This window comes from Thalassotalea crassostreae (genome assembly GCF_001831495.1).
Taxonomy (GTDB): Bacteria; Pseudomonadota; Gammaproteobacteria; order Enterobacterales; family Alteromonadaceae; genus Thalassotalea_A; species Thalassotalea_A crassostreae.
On record NZ_CP017689.1, the window covers coordinates 533,191 to 549,816 of the forward strand.

Sequence of the window (16,626 nt, forward strand, 5' to 3'; positions counted from 1 at the left end):
CAATTTGATTTTAAATAGATCTCTATTAGAGTTAAAAGTAGAGTCCTAACGAGGAAGTTATGAAAAAAACAATTAAAACAAACGCCAGAACTCATGGTTTCACCCTAATTGAACTCGTTGTGGTTGTGGTGTTACTAGGCTTACTTGCCGTGACAGCATTACCAAAGTTTATAGACCTTACCGAACAAGCTAAGCAAGCCAGTGTCGATGGTATGGCTGGAGGCTTTGCAACTGGCGTGTCTTTAGCTCGTGCGCAATGGGAAGCTGAAGGCCGACAAACAGATGGTACTTTTAATACCGTTAATTATGATGGCAGTGACCTTATCTTAACTGATGAGAATGCAACAACAGGTGTTCGCTCGGGTTATCCAATTGCTCTTGATGATGGCGATGGCGATTTAAGTTTATCAGCGACCGACTGTGTTGATATTTGGAACAACATTTTGCAACAACCACCGCTTTTAACCAGCAATATGGCTGATTTGAACGGAGTAGATGGTGATAGCTACAAGTACTATGTAACGACGTCAGGTGTAGGTGATTTTAATTACTGTGTGTATATATTAAAAGAAACGTTACCTAAAACAGGTGATAGTTATGGGCCAATCACTGGCTTACCAGAAGACACAGGTAATAACTTTAGTTATCAGCCAGCAACAAGTTTTGTAATTATTAATAAGCCGTAAAGCTCCTTTTAAGTTTATTAATCGTTCAGTACAACATGTTGTTACGTAGCTTTTACAATCTAGTACAAAGGAAAACAAACAATAACAACTAACTGTTAACTTTTAATTTACAATGGCTTCATTAAATCAGTTTATACAAATTAAATATTTTTAAGAGAGAATGAATATGTCTAACAACAAAGGTTTTACGCTAATTGAATTAGTAATCGTAATCGTTATTTTAGGTATTTTAGCAGCAACTGCAGCGCCTAAATTTATCGATTTAACTGGTGATGCACGTTCTGCCGTTATGGAAGGCGTAGAAGGCTCAGTAAATTCGGCAACAGAAATTGTTCATGCTAAAGCATTAATTGAAGGTCAAACTGCTGAAAATGGTACTATCAACATTGGTGATACTCCAATTGAATTGACTTATGGTTACCCAACAAATGCTTCGATTGAATTAGCGGTAGAAATATCTGATGATGCAATCACATTCGATGCATCAGGTGCGGCAGCAACATGGACTCATTCAGAAGCAACTGGTGCAAATTGTAATGTAACTTACGATTCATCTTCTATTGCAAACACTGAAACTCGTCCAACAATTACTTCAGTAACAGAAGCATCAGGTGCTGTTGAAGGTTGTTAATCTAAACACTATTAACAAAAAAAAAACCGCGTTTATCGCGGTTTTTTATTGCCTGATATTTACCTAGAACCTAGAACCTAGAACCTAGAACCTAGAGCTTTTAGCGACCCACTATCTAAACCCCACATCTGTCTCTTTGGAAATAATCGTTGGGCATCCATTAACAATTTAATTGCTTCACCTTCATTATAAGGTTGTTGCAACTTTTTCAATATCTGCAATGCCATCGCTATATTGTTATACATTTCTTCTCGAGGCTTACGCTCGAGGTATACTTTTGCCCAATCAATATATTCTGTTAATAATTTTGCATCGAGTTGGTCTTTGCCATCGTAAAATTTTAATGTGGTTTGCACAAAAACTATTTCTTCAGCCCACACAGTTGGGTTTATGATACTAAGTAACTGTTCTGGGTGCCGATAATTTTCGCGTTTATACTTTTCAACAATATAACCGGTTTGAAGAGTCGTTAATAAAAATGGAATGGCAACGATCGGGATTATTAATGCAAAAGTTCTTACTGCAAACGTTTGTGACAAAGCTATAGAGCGAACATTGCCTGTCGCAAATATGCTGGCGTTAATAATAAGCAAGAACACTAACCAATGAATGGCTGAATGATAAAAAGGGTATTCAGTTTGGCTGTGTAACAGTAAAGGCGTGATCAACGCAAAAAAAGTGAGTGTTTTAACAATGTGTTGTTTATAAAATAAGCTTAGATAGGCGACAGCAAAAAGTAAAATACCGAGTAGGGCGACTACGCCTCCTTCTATTCCCCAGAGTAATATTTCGTTGTGTGGATGAGCTAGGTTGTTAATTGGCATTGGTGTCTCGCTATTAGCTCTAGCTTTTGCTAAATGATATTCTCGATAGGTCTTTTCAAAATTACCATAGCCATAACCGCCAATTGGGTTTTGTTTAATTAACTCAAAACCAATGCCAATTATGTCAGTGCGCACGTCTTCGGTTTCAAATAGTGGTTTAATCTTCGCAGGATCTTGTATCGGCTCTGGTTTGGCCAAAGCGCCGACAGTTGAACCAACAATCAACAACAAAGCAGCTAAGAAAATAGTTTTAGAGCGATTTGCGAGTAAATAAGGAGTTAGCATAATAAGGGCGATAATTAGCCCATAAATACCTGTTTTTGATTGAATATAACAAAGGATAAAACTTGCTAAAGGTATGGTAATTAAAATTATTAACTGCCACGACAATTTACGTTTAAACAAACGGTTCGATATAAATTTACGCTGCGCCAATAAATAAAAGCTCAGAACTATGCCGGTTGTCATAAAAGATGACATCACATTGGTTTGTTGAAATACACCACTTGGATTCTTAATCGCAGGAATAAAAGGTAGTGAGCGCACTAAATCAGGAATATAAAGTTGAAAAATACCGCTAAGGGCCTCAATTAATACGCCAATAATTACTATTGCTAGCATCGTTTGTCTTTGCACTTTACCAATTTCAAATTGCGCAATAGCCAAAAGACACAATAAACCTGTTGCTAATCCAATTAATCGTGGGATTGCATACTCAGAAAATGGGCTACCAAAAGACAGCGGAAGAATAAGGAGTGCTAGTGCTGCACCGCTAATGACGTGGAACGTGCTGTAGTAGAGTTTTTTATTTAGCGTTACTTGCCAAAGTCCTAATCCTATGAAAATTGACATAAATAGCCATGTCATCACGTTAAAGGCAAAATATAAACCAGAGCCTCCAGGGTTAGGCATAAAAAAATGCATGCCTAACGTAAATAGTAAGACTAATGATATTTTGAAGTAGTTAAAGAGATTGAAATTGGTTGTCATCATCACGCCAAAAGTAAGATTACATATTGCAATCATTGTTTTTTAATCAATATGTTATAGTCTTAATAATATGATCTATATTGGTGTAAGATGCTAATTTATTAGCGAGTTTTTTTGACTGTTAAGGTGTCGTTTGAAAGTAAATATAAGCAGCGTTGGAAAAACGTCTGGCGTAACATTAATTGAACTAGTTGTGGTGATCTTGATAGTCACCATTCTAGCCGTCACTGTAGCGCCACGATTTATAGGAGTCAGTAGCTTTGATGCCTATGTATACCGAGATCAAATGATTTCTAGTTTGCGCTTAATTCAGCAGCAAGCAATGCAGCAAACAGATGCGAATTCTTGTCATCAAATTCTTTTAACTAATCAAGGCTACGGCCAGTCAAATAATTGCAGTGTACCGTCTCTTGTGCCCGATTGGGATAGCAATAATTTAGGCTTTGCAATTCCTGCCGACTCTACGGTGACTATTAGGTCATTATCGACCAATACATTTACTTTTAATTCGTTAGGCACAGCTGAAGAGTGCACAGGATTTGGTTCACGTATTTGTATTATCGAATTTGCTAACGGCAATGACAGCGCATCAATTTGTATTGAAGCGCAGGGATATATTCATGATTGTTAATCTTAGAAAACAGCATGGATTTACGTTAATAGAGCTCATTATCGGAATGACCATGATGGTTATTGGTATTGGCTTCATTATGGCGGCTATGCTTCCGCGCGAGCAGCAAAGCGCTGATCAAATTCATTTAATTCGAGCGGCTGAATTGGGTCAAAGTTTGATGAATGAAATTACTTCAAAGGCATTTGATCAAAACAGTGACTTATCGGGAGGGGTATTACGGTGCAATGAAACAGGATGGCAAGCGTGTACAGCGTCTGCCAACTTAGGTAATGAGAGTGAAGAACGGACAAGCTACAATGATGTCGATGATTTTAATGGATTAAGTAATTTTGAAGATGCACTAGGTAGCAACATAAGTGGTTTATATGTGGGGTTTAGTGTCAATGTCCAAGTTTTCTATGACAATAATTATGATGGAATATCTGATGTTTACTTGGCTGATGGCAGCGAAGAAAATAGCTCTCTAGCCAAATTGATTTCAATTACGGTAACTACTCCACTAGGCACCTCAATTACATTTGCGAATTATAAAGCGAATTTCGAATGATAGGATTAATTAAAAATAATTTTAGAGTTCCCCACTATGGCCCATTGTCTAGAAAAACTAGTGGTTTTACTTTACTGGAACTAGTGTTGGTTATTGCTATTTTAGGAATTATCTCGGTAGGTTTTATTGGCTTTATTAACATAGGCTCTAACGTCTATAAAAATGTGTCATCTCGAGATTTGTTAATAAGCGATGCACGCTTTGCGGTTGAGCGATTGAATCGTGAATTGAGAAATGCATTACCCAATTCAATTCGAATTATCGACAATAACGGTGATACTCAATGTCTAGAATTTGTCCCTGTACTGGTAAATAGCATCTATCTCGAAATTCCTATATTTCCTATAACGGCTGGCACTGTTGATATTGTTCAGCCAAGTATTGATTATACACCTACTTTTAACACTAAAGATCGAGTTGTTGTTTATCCAATCAGTGCTCATGATGCCTATGACCATGCAAATATTAGTAAATCGGTAAAACTTACAACGATTGATAAAGATGCAACAACACGTTGGACAATTAATTTAGCGGAAAGCGATTTTTCTTTTGAAGTAGAGTCTCCCAATCAGCGATTGTTTATCGTTTCGCAACCTGTAAGCTATTGTGTCTCAGCCGGTGAATTGCGACGCAGCGAAGGCTATGGTTATAACCCTGCGCCTACTATCATTAATGGTGGTGTGCTTATGGCTGAACATATAGATCTATCGGAAGGTTACCCTTTTGCATTTGATGCGAAGTTACAAAGTGATGCCATCGTACAAGTTAACTTAAAGTTTACTCAGAATAATGAAAGTGTATTTTTTTCAAATGGAGTACATATCACTAATGTCCCATAACAAAGCTTTTAGTCGAAATAGATCTTACAAGTCACGTTGCTTGCAAAGTGGTGCAAGTTTAATTATGGCTATCTTTATGATTATTATTTTTAGTTTGATGGCCGCTGTTATGGTAAAGATGATGCGCGCTTCTAGCGAAAATATAAGCTATGAAGTTATTGGTACTAGAGCATACGCAGCAGCAGGCGTCGGTAATCAATGGGCTTTGCAGATATTATTTCCACTTAACTCCTCCGCGGCAAGTTGCGCAGATGTAACATCAGCGACGCTGCCTAATATATCGAATACTCAAGGGCTTTTAAATTGCAGAATCGATAATATCGAATGCAGCAGTTTTGTAGAGTCGGGAGTCAGTTATTATACTGTAACGTCGACCGGAGTATGTGATATAGGAAATGTAAGTACGTCGAGAACATTGCAAATCGATGCAAGGAGCCTGTAGATGTACTATTGGTTAAACAAAGTATTATTAGTAACTATTGTATTTACTGTATTTTTCCCCTTCAAAAGTGTCGCTGAGCAACAATGTTCTGCTGCGATAGGCCAAGTTACTATCAATGAAGTTTATGATGCATCAGGTAATTCTGATATTAATTTTATTGAGGTTAAAATCCTAACTGAAATAATCTCTACGGTAGATATATCTTCATATACCTTATCACTTTCAAATACCAACATTGGTAATGTTGATCCTATGATTATCAGTTTGAGTGATGCAATCGCCTGTACTGATTGCCCTTGGTTTTATACCACCGAAAACAACGGAAATATGGCAAAAATTGTTTTTGATGCTGATGGTTTTGATATGTTATTGCTCGATGGCGACAATAATATAGTTGATTATTTAACCGTCAATGGATACGCAGAACAAAGCAATAATTGCGAGTTTCCATACCCTACAGAAGCGTTTATTGATGGCAATGGTAATAAAATAAAATCAATTCATCGAATTGGTGATGGCACTGGTGATTGGCAACAAGTTGAAAGTAATTCCTCGCAAACCCCTGGTGATGGGAATGATGATTCATCTTTTCCTTATATTGTTGTTGATGATGTCACAGTAACTCAAGGTACAGTTGCGACCCTTACTGTTAGGTTGGAAGATATACCTAATAACTTTGATCAGATTATAAGTTTTAATTTTACAACCGTTGACGGCAGTGCATTAGCCGATGAACATTATGACACTGTCATTGAAGCATATAATTTAGACCCCGATGCAGGGCAAACCTCACTTGAGATAGAGATTCCAACTGTTCTCATCCCTGATCAGGTCACTCGAGAGTTTTATGGCGTTATTTTTTCTGGAAGCGCAGTAAATATAAGAGATGGTGAGGCAACAATAACAATTGACCCAGCAGAAACATTTGACCATTTTGAAATTTCTCACAATGGCAATGGCTCCACCTGTACGGCAGAGTTTGTCACGATTAAAGCTTGTAAGAATGAGGCTTGTGATGAGTTATATACGGATGAGTTGAAATTTGATTTTCAAGTTAATGGTATAACCAAGTCAACTTTGACTATGGCAGAAGGTGAAATACTCACTAGTTTTAGTCATGGTTATATTGGTGATGCTCTGCTAGCAATTGCAAACCCAACAACGCCATCTGCTAATGGCACAATTTGTGATGCGAATGGCGTTGATAATTGTGTTATAACCTTTTCTGACGCAGAGTGTTTATCATGTCAAACTGGGTGGCAAGATGGCGCGACTAGTTTTGGCAATCAAGATGATGGCGTGGATTTTGGTGAAGATACACAAATCATTAACAACCCTGACAATATTTTGGCTGCGGCTAGTGTGAAAGTTGATGATAAATCGACGTTGTTATCATGTGAAGATGAACACTGTACAGCAGTAGGTGAACCTGCCGGAAAACCGGTTCTTGGTTCTTTTTTAGAAACTGTCAATCCACAAACTGAAGCGGTTGTAATAAATAAAGGTGAACAGGGCTTAGTCGGTAATGAAAACGTAAATCATTATAGTGAAATTGAAGTATTAGATGATGGTTACTTAAATTTTAGTAATGCATATTCCGAGTATCGAATAGACACATTGAAATTGCATCAAACGGTGACTTTAAATTTAGCTCCGGGTGATTATTGGATAAAAAACTTTTTGACAAAAAAAGGTAATGATAATTTACCTCAAGATGCAGAAAACTTAATTATAAACGTAGTTGGCGATGGTCTAGTTCGTATGTTTTTTACAGGGCATATCGACTTTTTTGATAATAATCGTATTAATGTTGGCGGAGATCCTGCTAATTTTTGGTTAGTGAGCTATGACCAAATACATATCAAAGAGAAAGCACAAATTTATGCTCTTATGTATGGGGAAGATGATTTCCATATAAAGGCCGATTCAATCTTAGTCGGTGCTATAAGCGCTGAAAAGGTTAAAGTAGAAGAAGACTCTCAAATAGTTTATGGCTGTGATTATAATCCGCCAATAGAGATCCCAGACGAATTGTGTGACGTAACCTTTATTGACGGTGCTACTAATCATGATCCATTAGGTCATATTACCTTTGAAGAGTTTTCGCAAATTACGAATAACCCTGACACCGCTCTTGCTTCAGTAACCGTTAATAATCCAGACTTTGATTTGTTTACAGACACTTGTGAAACTGCTCCTTGTGAAGCTAACGGTGTACCTAGTAAAGAGTTTGACCCTGGGGTGTTCAAATCTACTAATAGTTCCCTGAGCATTACAATCAATGGCAATGGTAATATTGGAGACGCCGGTGAGAATGAGTTTTCACAGGTGCAAGTTAATGAAAATTCAACCGCCTCGTTCACCAATAATTATAATCATTATCGTATAACCACAATGCAAATAGAGGCTAACAGTAATGTTGTTTTTGCAGCAGGTGATTATTGGATAGATACGTTAGTAATAGCAGAAGATGTTACTTTTGAATTGCAAGGTACTGTACGTTTATTTATTAACTCAGACGTTAACTTTTCTTCAGGTGATACTCTAAATAATTTAGGCGAACCAGAAGATTTATTTATTTTTGCATACAACAATATCAATTTAGCAGATGCTCCTGTACTTACACCTTATAAAAATGTGGAAATTAATGCTCATATTTATAGTCAAAATGATGTCGTCATAGGGAATAGAGGCTATATCAATGGTGCGATCGCTGCCGCGAACGTTTATGCATCGTATTTAAGTGAAATAGATTATCAATGTGAACTTGGCGTAGAGCCACCTGTTGAGCCGCCTGATCTAATGTGTGCTGCACCTTTTGTAGATGGCGCCACAAGTTTTAGTACTATTTCAGATGATAAGAAACCGAATATAAAATTTGGTAACAATGCTAAAATTTTACATAATCCAGATACCGTTCTAGAGTCTATTACCGTGGACTCTGATAGTGATGGCTTGTCTTGTATCGAGCCCGCGTTCGATCCTAGCCAAAATGCAGATTGTAGCGCAAGCGGTGCAGCAATTGCTCCGTTATCCCTTGACCCATTCTTAGAGTCTGAAAGTGCAGTCGACGAAATTGTCGAAGAAAATACCACTGTTGTTTTAGGGCCAGACGAAAATCAATTTGATTTTATTGAAGTAAAATCAAATGCTGTGCTCGAATTTTCCCCGAATACACTTGAATATCGTATTAATGAACTTAAATTGAAAGATAGTGCTACTGTGCGATTTGCACCAGGAGACTATTGGATAGGTAGTCTTGATACTGATGATACTGAGCATCATTTTGAAATTGTAGGTGAGGGCAAGGTTCGATTTTTTGTTGATGGTCACAGTGACATAAGAGATAACAGCACCTTTAATGACGGTGGCAATCCAGGAGATTTCCTGATTATTTCATACGACAAATTTCATGTGAAAAAGAACGTAGCGATTTCTGCTCTAATATACTCTGTAGGTGATTTTCATATCGAAAGTGGTTCTGTTTTATATGGAGCTGTATCGTCTGCGAAAATCGATCTAAAGGACAACTCAACCATTGAGTTTTCATGCATAACGGGTGAGCCGCCTGAACCTGTTTATCAAATAATCCATGATGGCGAAGGGTTAACATGTCAATACGAACCTATTGTTATAAAAGCATGTGCTGATAGTAGCTGCGATATGATTGATAATTCAATCAATACCAGTGTTGTTCTAGCTGTAAATGGTGATGTTGAAGCGACGATTAATATTGTTAATGGGGTAAGCGTAAATGCAAGCTTTACTCACGTCGAACCAACAACGGCAAGCTTATCACTCGTCGGTAGCGATTACCTCTGTCAAAATTTAGGTGATGATAATGAAAGCTGTGATCTTACATTTGCTGATGCTGGATTTATATTAGACGTACAGGATAACGTGTCATGCTCTAGTCAGCCGGTCACCATCAAAGCAGTTAAGAAAGATGAAAGTAGTTTGCAATGTGTCGGCGCATTTACTGGCCCGAAAAACGTAAATTTCAGTTTTGATTACTCGTTGCCTAATACTGGTACCCAAGTTCCTTATATTGATGGTGTGGCTATGAATGCCGCTGGCGTAGATAAGTCATACTTATTAATGTTTGACGAAAATGCGGAAGCGGTAATCAATGACTTTAGTTATAACGACGCTGGTCGAATTAACCTCAGAGCTAATTTCACTGAAAATACTGGCGATTTTGAACAGCTATATTTAGAAGGGGTGACTAATGTTCTACATTATCCGGCCAAACTTGTCGCTAGCGCGAATAAGAACTTACCGAACTCGCCTTTATTAGATGGTAGTGAAATTGAAAAAGCGGGTATTGATTTTAATATTTCTTTAAGTGCTCAATGTGAAACCGGTGAAATAACACCTAATTATCAGCCAGATCATAATCAGAGTATTGAATTTAAGGTCACAAGAGCTGCGCCAATTGATCCCGTTTTAGGCGGTAATGGCACGCTATCAGCCTTTAATGCGAGTTACCTAGCTGCAATAAATGGAAGCTTTGTTACAGCATTTATTGAACCGCAAGCATTTGTTGAAGGTGTAACATTTGACGACCAAAGTAGCTATTCTGAAGTAGGGTTAATTAATTTAGAGGCGCGAGATAGTGATTATAGCGGTTATGTTATCAATAGCGCTTCAAATACAATCGGCAGATTTACTCCGCACCATTTTAAACAAACGATTATTGAAAATGGCGATTTAGGCAGTCAGTGTGGAACATTTGCTTATACTGGAGAAACGATTGGCATCGCTAACGACATTGGCGCTATTTCTTATGATATTGCACCAGAGCTATTAATCACACCTTACAATGCCAGTGGTGAGATAACTAAGAACTATATCCAAGGCTTTATGAAACTGTCAGCACAAAGTGTATCTAGAACAAGCCCTACTGTTGATTATCAACAGCTTGGCGTAGACGACTCCCCGCTTACGGTAGTGGCAAATATCGAATTTGGCGAAGTTGACCCTATGACTGAGGCTGAGCAATCTGGCCAAGTTATATATCGTTTTAGCGCGCTTGATAACTATTTGTATGAAAGAAATCTTAACGCTTTGATCGCGCCATTTACTGGGCAATTAGAAGTTATCATCGATGAAATCGTCGACTTTGATGGTATTTCAGCACGCAACACAAATGATAATGGCGAAGAAATTAACAATGTTGAGCATCCTGTTGCCGGTCAAATAGATATAAAATTCGGCCGATGGTTTATTCATGACACTTTTGGACCTGAAGATGCGGAGATTCAACAAATTGCGCAAGTTGAACATTTCGATGGGACAAAGTTCATTATAAATACTGAAGATAACTGTACGATTTATGATATTGAGCAATTTGTCTTAAGTGAATTAGACTCTTTAACACCTTCAGATGTCGCCAAGTTTGATACAGAGCCAACGAATAGCACATTTAAAAATGGTGAAGTATTATCAATTATGCTTGATTCAATCGATGATGAAACGGGGCAAATTGGCGTTACCTATGAGGTACCGCAATGGTTGAAATTTGGTTGGCAAGATAATTCAATGCTCGATGAAAATCCGTTTGGAATTGCAACCTTCGGTGTTTTCGATCAAACAGGCGATAGAGTTATTGGTGAAAAAGAAATCGATAAGTAATTAAATAATTGAAATTTATGTGCTTATTGTAATTGCTGTCGAATAGTTTTATCTAATAAGAATACATGTTATAAACTCAATACAATAAAAATATACCATTGCAGTATTGAGGCTCAGTTGTCTTTACCTTCTATTGTTTTATTTCATCATGTACTAGTCCGGAATTTGACCGTTTTACTGTGCTGCTTATTATGCATTTCTAGCGCCGTTGCTGAAGATTCTTTACTTAACGGCCGTGTTTTAATTAATGAAATTTATGAGCATCAAAGTGATGGTTTTGTTGAGTTAAAAATTAATAACAATAGCGATTTCAATGCGTATTTATATATTGAAATTTGCTCTGGAAATAATGCTAGTCCTTGTTCGTCAAAGCAAATTTTTGATGATTCTAGTTTTACCTACCCTAACATTGATGTTACCGGCAGTGTGGCTGACTTTATTGATATGAAGGAAGGCTTTGTCATCACTTTGTATGATCAATTTGATAATGTAGTTGATCGTATAATTAGCAATAGTTACAGCTACATTGGAATGCCAAGTTACTCTGAAACGAGTAATATAAGCACTAAAAATGGCGACAAAGTCATCCGCCGATTACCCGATGGCAGTAAGCAGATTGCCAGTGGAATCGACATCGATGTTGATGTTATCTCATCTAATGCAGAAAAAAAACAAACCCGCGGTAAAAGTAATAACGGCAATCCAGATATTGCTAGATTGTTGCTGACATTTTCACAACAATCGTTAACCTGTGAACCTCTCGATGTTACTGTTCAAGCTTGTATTGATAGTAATGATTGTTCTTCTTTTGTTGCCATAGATAGCAATACAGGCATACAAATATCTGCAGACGGAAAGGTGTTCGATGTTGAAATAGATAGCAACGGTGTTGGTCATGCTCAAATTTTTCATAATCAAGCCGAAACCGTCCAATTGAGTACACCAGCCTATGCTTATGAATGTTCACCGAGTGGATGTTTTACGGAGTTTAAAAAATCAATTTTGCAATTAAGCCCAGTGACAGATACAACTAATGGATTTAGTGTATGTGGAGCGCCTAGAAATTTTGTACTGCAAGCTAAGCAAAGTGATGAGAATAATCAATGTCTCACTTTGTTTGCAAATGAAAGTGAAGAAGTCTCCTTTATTTCGAGCAATAGTGAACTCCTGATTAACGGTAGTCCGGTAAGTGAACAGCCGTTACTTTTGAACTTTGATGAGTTTGGCTATGCGAATTTGCAGTTACAATTAGACGATTCTGGCATAGTTGACTTGCAAAGTTCAGTGCTTTTATCTTTGCCAGGTGCTGGTGATTTGAGTTTGCTTGGTGCCTCAACATTAGGGTTTTACCCACAACAATTGGCCATTAACGCAAACCATAGCGATGGCACGGCTATTACAACTGAAAGCCCTGAAATTGCAGCGAAAGAGTTCAATTTCAATATAGATGCAATGTGCGCAAATGATGTAATTTCTAAATCTTATGTTGCTAGCAATGACGACTTGTTATTTACATTGGAACACGGTGACAATGTTCAATATTTAGGTGAATTCAATTTACCAGAAACCGGTGCAACAAATAAAATCAGCGATACGTCAGCTACCTTACTCAACACTAAGTTAGCGGCTGGCCGTTATGAAAATAAATTTGCTACTTATACCGAGTCTGGTGAATTAAAAATTACAGTTGAAGATAACTATTTTGGCCAAAAAGTTACTGGCAGCACGGTTATTTCGAAATTTATTCCTGAACATTTTGAATTGTCAGTAGAGGATTCTGGGAGTTATGCTTCGGCGAGCTGCGACAGCTTTAGTTATATAGGAAAGCAGTTTAATGGTGGTGGTGACATCATATACAATATGGTACCTGTTTTGGCGATAACGCCTTATTCGGCGATACACTCAGGTACAAAAACGATAACCAAAAATTATTCTTTTCAAAATACGATTGGACCTTTCAACATAACAAGACAGGCGTTGAATGACACTGTATTTGGGAGTAATGGAGCGTTGCCGTTAGAAGTTCAGGCCAGTTTGTATAGTAGTAACCATACCAGTACAGATATAAATAAACCTGGTGTCGTCTATTATCATTTAAGTATGGCAGATCATTTTTACTATAAACGCAGTAACAATAGCATGGTTGCCCCTTTTCTATCTGATATAGTGGTACAGATTAATGGTTTATCTGATGCTGACGGCGTTAATTGGCAGGCTTGTGATCCATCTGACGCTAACTGCATATGCTCAAATACATCATGTGAGCTTGATATTAACCCAACTCCTATCATAGTGAGCTTTGGACGTGCACACGTATTTGATACATTTGGCCCGGCAACTCAAAATCTACAACAGATAATACAGATACAATCATTTAATGGTAGTGCATTTAGCACTGTTACTAATGATAATTGCACTAGCTTTTTGGCTAGCGACATTAATTTATATGAGATTGATGAATTTATATTTAATACCGACGCTATCGTCAACAATAATGTAAATGTGGTTACGTTCAATAATGGCTCGGTCAACCATTTACAATTACCCGCGCCAAATAAGCAAGGACGAGTAGGCGTCATTTACCAATCACCTAGTTGGTTTCAATTTAATTGGTCAGGTGGTGCTAACTTTGATGAGAACCCTTTTGGTATAGCAACTTTCGGTGTGTTTAATCCACATCATCAACGTATAATTAACAGTAGAGAAGTTGAAAAAAATTAAAATTAGCGACGTTAAAACAACCTGACTAAAGATAATAAGCTTTGGAAATGGAGTGAAACACAAAAAAATTAATATTTTTAGTTATTTTTACAACTTTTGTCGTTTATTTTGGTCTTATGTGGGGTATCATTAACCAATATTAGAATAAAAAGTTGTCATTGGATTTATTTCTTTTTGGCAACCCTATATGCTCAATGCGCAGAGCTGAATAACCAAAGGAATAATCCCTACCATGTTTAAGATCTTACGTGGAATGTTCTCAAACGATTTATCTATCGATTTGGGAACAGCGAACACATTAATTTATGTAAAAGATCAAGGCATTGTCCTTGATGAACCATCGGTTGTGGCAATTCGCCAAGATCGAGCGGGTGGCAATAAAAGTGTCGCTGCAGTAGGTACTGCTGCGAAACAAATGCTAGGTCGTACTCCTGGTAACATTGAAGCGATACGCCCAATGAAAGATGGTGTGATCGCAAACTTTTTTGTTACCGAAAAAATGCTTCAGCATTTTATCAAACAAGTTCATTCAAATAATTTCCTACGCCCAAGTCCTCGTGTATTAGTATGTGTTCCTTGTGGTTCAACTCAAGTTGAGCGTCGTGCGATTAAAGAATCTGCATTGGGTGCTGGTGCTCGTGACGTATATCTAATTGATGAGCCTATGGCGGCAGCAATTGGTGCTGACCTTCCGGTATCCGCTGCAACTGGTTCAATAGTGGTTGATATAGGTGGTGGTACTACGGAAGTTGGTATTATTTCACTTAACGGTTTAGTTTATTCATCATCAGTGCGAATCGGTGGTGATAAGTTTGATGATGCTATTATTAACTACGTGCGTCGTAACTTTGGTAGTTTGATTGGTGAAGCAACAGCAGAGCGTATTAAACAAGAAATAGGTAGTGCATACCCAGGTGAATCTTTAGTTGAAATTGAAGTTCGTGGTCGTAACCTAGCTGAGGGCGTGCCTCGCAGTTTCACTCTAAATAGCAATGAAATTTTGGAAGCATTACAAGAACCTTTATCAGGTATTGTTAGTGCTATTATGGTTGCTCTTGAACAAGCTCCTCCGGAATTAGCGTCAGATATTTCTGAACGTGGCATGGTGCTTACTGGTGGCGGCGCGTTATTAAAAGATTTAGATCGTTTACTGGCTGAAGAGACTGGTATTCCAGTTATCGTTGCTGATGACCCACTGACGTGTGTTGCGCGTGGTGGCGGTAAAGCGCTAGAAATGATCGACATGCACGGCGGCGATTTATTCGCTTACGAATAATATAAGATTGGTCGGATAAGGCAGCTAAGGCTGCCTTAATTAAATTATGAATCCCATTTTTATTGATGGATATTCCAGTCATAGAAGAATGTTATTAGCGCTTGTTTTATCAAGCGTTTTCATTTATTGCGACCATAAATTAGCAAGCTTTGAAACGGCTCGCACATATTTTCAATCCCTTGTTAGCCCTCTGCAGTATATCGCCAATACGCCAAAGCAATTGATGGACTACGCATCTGATAATTTAGTTTCACGCAGTCAACTTATGGAAGATAACGAACGTTATCAAATGAATGAGCTGTTGTTAAACGAAAAATTATTACAACTGAATATCTTAAAACAAGAAAATGATCGCCTGCGTAAATTATTAGCTTCACCGGTTAAAAGTGAATACAAGAAAATGGTCGCTGAAATCCTAGCTGTTGATAGCGACCCTTATTCTCAGCAAATTGTGGTTGATAGAGGTGAGCTCGACGGAATCTATGAAGGGCAGCCGGTAATTGATGATACTGGTGTAGTCGGTCAGGTATTACATGTTGGCGCCAACAATTCTCGAGTTTTATTGTTAACAGATATAACTCACGCTATACCACTTAGAGTACATCGAAATGGCATTCGATTGATTGCGAGAGGTACAGGAAGTGTAAGCCAAATGGAGGTAAATCATGTACCTCATTCTACGGATATTAAAGTGGGAGACTTATTGGTTACTTCTGGTTTAGGCGGGAAGTTCCCGCAAGGGTACCCAGTTGCAGAAGTTATTTATGTGTCTGATAGTTCAGAAAAAGAATTTGCTCAAATTAATATCAGACCATTGGTAAACTTTAATCGCTTGCGCTATTTATTAATGCTTTGGCCTGAATCCTTGGCAACTAATGACCGCGCCGATTCAGTAATAAAAGAGTCGGAGCAATAACAATGAAAGCAAAAAATAATAATTTTGTGATAATTGTAACGTTGCTTATAGCGTTGATATTAAGCATTATTCCAATGCCTATCGGTATTGATATGTATCGACCAAACTGGACATTGTTAGTATTGATGTATTGGAGCCTTGCATTGCCGAATAGGGTAAACGTGCTTAGTGCCTGGTTTATCGGTTTAGTACTCGACGTTTTACTTGGTTCTATTTTGGGCATAAATGCTTTTGCTACCGCTATAGTGATTTATGTTTGCGTTAATAATTTCCAAAAAATTCGAAATTTTTCACTTTGGCAACAGTCGCTAATTATTGCATTGTTAACCGCGCTTTATCATTTAATGATATTTTGGGTTCAGCGATTCATATTGGATGTTGATTTTTCTATAAGTTACTTAAAACCGGTAATAACTAGTGCAGCAATATGGCCCGTTGTATTTTTGCTTTTGCGCAAGATTAGACGACAATTGAGAGTGCATTAAT

12 protein-coding genes are annotated in these 16,626 nt (G+C 37.7%); 11 read left to right on the forward strand and 1 reads right to left on the reverse strand.

Annotation, left to right across the window (positions count from 1 at the left end; all coding sequences use genetic code 11):
- The first annotated feature begins 59 nt into the window (after positions 1-59).
- A complete protein-coding gene (locus LT090_RS02380) occupies positions 60-686 on the forward strand; it encodes a prepilin-type N-terminal cleavage/methylation domain-containing protein (protein WP_068544958.1) in 627 nt (208 codons plus the stop codon).
- A 166-nt stretch (positions 687-852) separates the two neighbouring features.
- On the forward strand, positions 853-1,317 hold the full coding sequence (locus tag LT090_RS17230) for a prepilin-type N-terminal cleavage/methylation domain-containing protein (protein WP_068544957.1): 465 nt from the start codon (positions 853-855) through the stop codon (positions 1,315-1,317).
- A gap of 77 nt (positions 1,318-1,394) precedes the next feature.
- Here the strand turns inward: LT090_RS17230 and LT090_RS02390 are convergent, their stop codons facing one another.
- Entirely contained in the window at positions 1,395-3,053 is a 1,659-nt protein-coding gene (locus tag LT090_RS02390) for a PglL family O-oligosaccharyltransferase (protein WP_162272302.1), read from the reverse strand.
- Between the two features lie 211 nt (positions 3,054-3,264).
- Here LT090_RS02390 and LT090_RS17235 point away from each other — a divergent pair, with 211 nt between their 5' ends.
- The 9 genes from LT090_RS17235 to mreD all read left to right on the forward strand — a co-directional run bounded on the left by LT090_RS17235 (position 3,265) and on the right by mreD (position 16,625).
- Entirely contained in the window at positions 3,265-3,762 is a 498-nt protein-coding gene (locus LT090_RS17235) for a type II secretion system protein (RefSeq protein WP_068544955.1), read from the forward strand.
- Positions 3,752-4,312, forward strand: a complete 561-nt coding sequence (locus LT090_RS02400) for a type II secretion system protein (RefSeq protein WP_068544954.1) — start codon at positions 3,752-3,754, stop codon at positions 4,310-4,312. The genes LT090_RS17235 and LT090_RS02400 overlap by 11 nt, the downstream gene beginning before the upstream one ends.
- Positions 4,309-5,151, forward strand: coding sequence for a PilW family protein (locus LT090_RS02405; protein WP_068544953.1), 843 nt, complete (start codon positions 4,309-4,311; stop codon positions 5,149-5,151). Before LT090_RS02400 ends, LT090_RS02405 begins: the two co-directional genes overlap by 4 nt.
- 76 nt (positions 5,152-5,227) lie before the next feature.
- Complete coding sequence (locus LT090_RS02410; RefSeq protein WP_157726586.1) at positions 5,228-5,593, forward strand: hypothetical protein; 366 nt, start codon at positions 5,228-5,230, stop codon at positions 5,591-5,593.
- Positions 5,594-11,227 carry a DUF6701 domain-containing protein gene (locus LT090_RS02415; RefSeq protein ID WP_068544951.1) on the forward strand — a complete coding sequence of 1,878 codons (5,634 nt, stop codon included), beginning with the start codon at positions 5,594-5,596 and terminating at the stop codon, positions 11,225-11,227.
- Positions 11,228-11,392: 165 nt separating this feature from the next.
- Positions 11,393-13,948, forward strand: a complete 2,556-nt coding sequence (locus LT090_RS02420; protein ID WP_068544950.1) for a DUF6701 domain-containing protein — start codon at positions 11,393-11,395, stop codon at positions 13,946-13,948.
- Positions 13,949-14,180: 232 nt separating this feature from the next.
- Positions 14,181-15,224, forward strand: a complete 1,044-nt coding sequence (locus LT090_RS02425; protein WP_068544949.1) for a rod shape-determining protein — start codon at positions 14,181-14,183, stop codon at positions 15,222-15,224.
- A 46-nt stretch (positions 15,225-15,270) separates the two neighbouring features.
- Positions 15,271-16,140 carry a rod shape-determining protein MreC gene (gene mreC, locus LT090_RS02430; RefSeq protein WP_068544948.1) on the forward strand — a complete coding sequence of 290 codons (870 nt, stop codon included), beginning with the start codon at positions 15,271-15,273 and terminating at the stop codon, positions 16,138-16,140.
- A 2-nt stretch (positions 16,141-16,142) separates the two neighbouring features.
- Positions 16,143-16,625: a rod shape-determining protein MreD gene (mreD, locus tag LT090_RS02435; RefSeq protein ID WP_068544947.1), complete on the forward strand. Its 483-nt coding sequence runs from the start codon at positions 16,143-16,145 to the stop codon at positions 16,623-16,625.
- Position 16,626: the final 1 nt, after the last annotated feature.

Bases quoted from the DNA above. Each gene is read 5' to 3' on its own strand.
- LT090_RS02380 (WP_068544958.1), top strand. From the start codon at position 60: ATGAAAAAAACAATTAAAACAAACGCCAGAACTCATGGTTTCACCCTA.
- LT090_RS17230 (WP_068544957.1), top strand. From the start codon at position 853: ATGTCTAACAACAAAGGTTTTACGCTAATTGAATTAGTAATCGTAATC.
- LT090_RS02390 (WP_162272302.1), bottom strand. From the start codon at position 3,053: ATGCCTAACCCTGGAGGCTCTGGTTTATATTTTGCCTTTAACGTGATG.
- LT090_RS02400 (WP_068544954.1), top strand. From the start codon at position 3,752: ATGATTGTTAATCTTAGAAAACAGCATGGATTTACGTTAATAGAGCTC.
- LT090_RS02405 (WP_068544953.1), top strand. From the start codon at position 4,309: ATGATAGGATTAATTAAAAATAATTTTAGAGTTCCCCACTATGGCCCA.
- LT090_RS02410 (WP_157726586.1), top strand. From the start codon at position 5,228: ATGATTATTATTTTTAGTTTGATGGCCGCTGTTATGGTAAAGATGATG.
- LT090_RS02415 (WP_068544951.1), top strand. From the start codon at position 5,594: ATGTACTATTGGTTAAACAAAGTATTATTAGTAACTATTGTATTTACT.
- LT090_RS02425 (WP_068544949.1), top strand. From the start codon at position 14,181: ATGTTTAAGATCTTACGTGGAATGTTCTCAAACGATTTATCTATCGAT.
- mreC (WP_068544948.1), top strand. From the start codon at position 15,271: ATGAATCCCATTTTTATTGATGGATATTCCAGTCATAGAAGAATGTTA.
- mreD (WP_068544947.1), top strand. From the start codon at position 16,143: ATGAAAGCAAAAAATAATAATTTTGTGATAATTGTAACGTTGCTTATA.